Origin of the sequence: Arthrobacter sp. fls2-241-R2A-172, assembly GCF_030208885.1 — a bacterium.
Lineage (GTDB): Bacteria > Actinomycetota > Actinomycetes > Actinomycetales > Micrococcaceae > Arthrobacter.
Map to the genome: position 1 here is coordinate 1 of NZ_JARVTB010000026.1, position 3077 is coordinate 3077.

At 61.2% G+C, this 3077-nt stretch carries 3 protein-coding genes; all 3 read left to right on the top strand.

Annotated features, from left to right (window positions below; translation table 11 throughout):
* Nucleotides 1-16 precede the first annotated feature (16 nt).
* From catA to QRM57_RS20915, 3 genes are read left to right on the top strand one after another with little or no spacing between them, the layout of a single operon-like run.
* Entirely contained in the window at nt 17-865 is an 849-nt protein-coding gene (gene catA / locus QRM57_RS20905; RefSeq protein WP_284988124.1) for a catechol 1,2-dioxygenase, read from the top strand.
* 9 nt (nt 866-874) lie between these two features.
* Nucleotides 875-1453, top strand: a complete 579-nt coding sequence (locus QRM57_RS20910) for a flavin reductase family protein (RefSeq protein ID WP_284988125.1) — start codon at nt 875-877, stop codon at nt 1451-1453.
* Between the two features lie 34 nt (nt 1454-1487).
* Complete coding sequence (locus QRM57_RS20915) at nt 1488-3074, top strand: 4-hydroxyphenylacetate 3-hydroxylase family protein (protein WP_284988126.1); 1587 nt, start codon at nt 1488-1490, stop codon at nt 3072-3074.
* Nucleotides 3075-3077 lie beyond the last annotated feature (3 nt).

The following is a 3077-nucleotide window of genomic DNA, read 5'->3' on the forward strand; positions in this document are numbered from 1 at the left end:
AGACAAAGGAGTCATCATGACAGTAGAAACCCAGGCCACCGCCGCCGCTTCAGGTGCCGGCGCCACCGCAAGGTTCCGCGAGAACAAGCACTTCGCCGCGGCCACCAGCCAGGAACGCGTCAGCACACTCGCCGGGCGCGTTATCAAAGCCATCAACGACACCGTGCTTGAAGAAGAAGTCACCTACGACGAATACAACGCACTGAAGGCCTGGCTCATCAAAGTAGGTGAAGACGGCGAATGGCCGCTGTTCCTGGATGTGTGGGTTGAGCACTCCGTGGAGGAAGTCGCGAACTCTCGCCGCCACGGCTCCAAGGGAGCAATCGAGGGACCGTACTACCTGCCGGACTCACCACAGCTGAACTCCCCGGCAACACTTCCGATGCGTGACGATGAACCCGGCACTCCGCTGCTGTTCCAAGGGAAGGTCACGAACGTCGCCGGCAAAGCCCTTCCCGGCGCCAGGATCGAGATCTGGCACGCAGATGATCTGGGTTTCTACTCGCAGTTTGCTCCGGGCATTCCTGAATGGAACCTTCGCGGCACTGTGGTGTCGGACCAGGACGGTAGTTTCCAGATCAACACCATTCAACCCGCGCCGTACCAGATCCCCACGGACGGAGCCTGCGGACAGCTAATCGCCGCAGCCGGCTGGCACGCCTGGCGCCCGGCCCACCTCCATCTGAAAGTATCCGCCCCAGGGCACCAGCTCGTCACCACCCAGTTGTACTTCGAAGGCGACGAACACGTCGGCGACGACATCGCCTCAGCCGTGAAACCCGAACTGGTCCTCTCACCGATCAACCGCAGCAACGGACACGGCCACGAAGTCACTTACAACTTCGTCCTCGACCCGACAGAGTAACTGAGAACCATGACTAAGAAGGCAGTTCTCGCCCCCATCGACGCCCGCGAACTGCGGAACGCATTCGGCACCTTCGCCACCGGCGTCACGGTAGTAACTACCCGTTCAAGCGACGGAATCCCACACGGCGCCACAGTCAACGCCTTCACCGCGGTCTCACTCGATCCACCCCTGGCACAGGTGACGTTAACCCGCACCTCCCGGGCCGCCAAGTACCTGGACGGAGCGCCCTTCGCCATCAACATTCTGTCCCTTGAACAGCAGGACGTGGCGATGCACTTCGCCGGCAGGCCAATGGCGGAAGAGCCGGAGTGGGCCCTCGACGGACCTGTTCCAATACTGACGAAGAACGCAGCAACCCTCGAATGCCGCCCTTGGAACATCTACGACGGTGGCGACCACATCATCGTGATCGGCGAGGTCATCAAAATGCAGACCACCACACGACCGCCGTTGCTGTTCTTTGGCGGGAAGTTCCGTGAAATCGGCCGACACCTGGACGGCAGTCCCTGGGATCACTGCGGTGACGGCCCCGCCTCCGGCTGGTTCTCCGGGGCCGACTCTTTCAAACCCTTCAGCAGCCGCTAGACCTCATCCAAGCTTTCCCTAAAAGGAAGAAAATATGACCGAGATACTGGACGCCTCTGCCTCCACCATGGACGAGCGGACCACACCCGCGAACCCCAAGATGCCGATGACGGGTGATGAATACATCAACTCGCTCAAGGATGACCGGGAAGTATGGATCTACGGGGAACGCGTCAAGGACGTCACCACCCACCCCGCCTTCCGCAACTCCATCCGCATGGCAGCCCGGCTCTACGACGCCATGCACAAGCCCGAGCTGCAGGACAAGCTCATGGTGCCCACCGATACCGGCTCCGGGGGCAAGACCATGTCCTTCTTCCGGACGCCGCATAGCGTGGAGGACCTGAAAAAGGACCGCACCGCCATCGAGACCTGGGCCCGCATGAGCTATGGCTGGCTGGGCCGCTCCCCGGATTACAAGGCGGCGTTCCTGGGCACCCTGGGCGGCATGCCCGACTTCTACGAGCCGTTCCAGGACAACGCGAAGCGCTGGTACAAGGAGTCCCAGGAGAAGGTCCTCTACTGGAACCATGCCATCATCAACCCGCCGGTAGACCGGCACCTTCCACCGGACCAGGTGGGCGATGTGTTCATGAAGGTGGAAAAGGAAACGGATTCGGGCCTGATCGTCTCCGGCGCCAAGGTAGTGGCAACCGGGTCCGCCATCACCAACTACAACTTCATCGCCCACTACGGCCTGCCCATTAAGCGCAAGGAGTTCGCGCTGATCTGCACCGTCCCCATGGACGCGCCCGGGGTTAAGCTGATCAGCCGTGCTTCATATTCTCACCAGGCCGCCGTGATGGGCACGCCGTTCGATTACCCGCTCTCATCCCGCATGGATGAGAACGACTCCGTGTTTGTGTTCGACAAGGTCCTGATCCCGTGGGAGAACGTCTTCGCGTACGGGGACGTGGAGAAGGTCAACAACTTTTTCCCGCAGACCGGGTTCATCAACCGTTTCACCTTCCAGGGCGTCATCCGGCTGGCCACCAAACTGGACTTCATCGCGGGCCTGCTGCTGAAGGCTCTCGAAGTGGCCGGGACGCAGGACTTCCGCGGCGTCCAGACCCGCGTCGGTGAAGTCCTGGGCTGGCGGAACATGTTCAACGCCCTGATCGACGGCATGACCCTGAACCCAGACCAAGGCCCCAACGGCACGGTGCTGCCCAAACTGGACTACGGCCTCGCGTACCGGATGTTCATGGCCATCGGATACCCGCGGATCAAGGAAATCATCGAGCAGGACGTCGCCTCCGGGCTGATCTACCTCAACTCCTCGGCACTGGACTTCAAAACCCCCGAAATCCGGCCCTACCTGGACAAGTACGTCCGGGGATCCGATGGTGTGGAGGCCGTGGACCGGGTCAAGCTCATGAAGCTGCTGTGGGACTCGATCGGCACCGAATTCGGCGGCCGCCACGAACTCTACGAGCGGAACTATTCCGGCAACCACGAGAACGTGAAGGCAGAGATCCTCTTCGCAGCCCAGGCACAGGGAACCACAGGGGCCATGAAGGGCTTCGCGGACCTGTGCATGTCCGAATACAACCTCGATGGCTGGACCGTTCCCGACCTGATCAACAACGACGACGTCAGCCTCTTCCTCAAACGCAACTAGCCG

Excerpts from the sequence above, each read along its gene's own strand:
- catA (WP_284988124.1), top strand. The coding sequence starts at position 17 with ATGACAGTAGAAACCCAGGCCACCGCCGCCGCTTCAGGTGCCGGCGCC.
- QRM57_RS20910 (WP_284988125.1), top strand. The coding sequence starts at position 875 with ATGACTAAGAAGGCAGTTCTCGCCCCCATCGACGCCCGCGAACTGCGG.
- QRM57_RS20915 (WP_284988126.1), top strand. The coding sequence starts at position 1,488 with ATGACCGAGATACTGGACGCCTCTGCCTCCACCATGGACGAGCGGACC.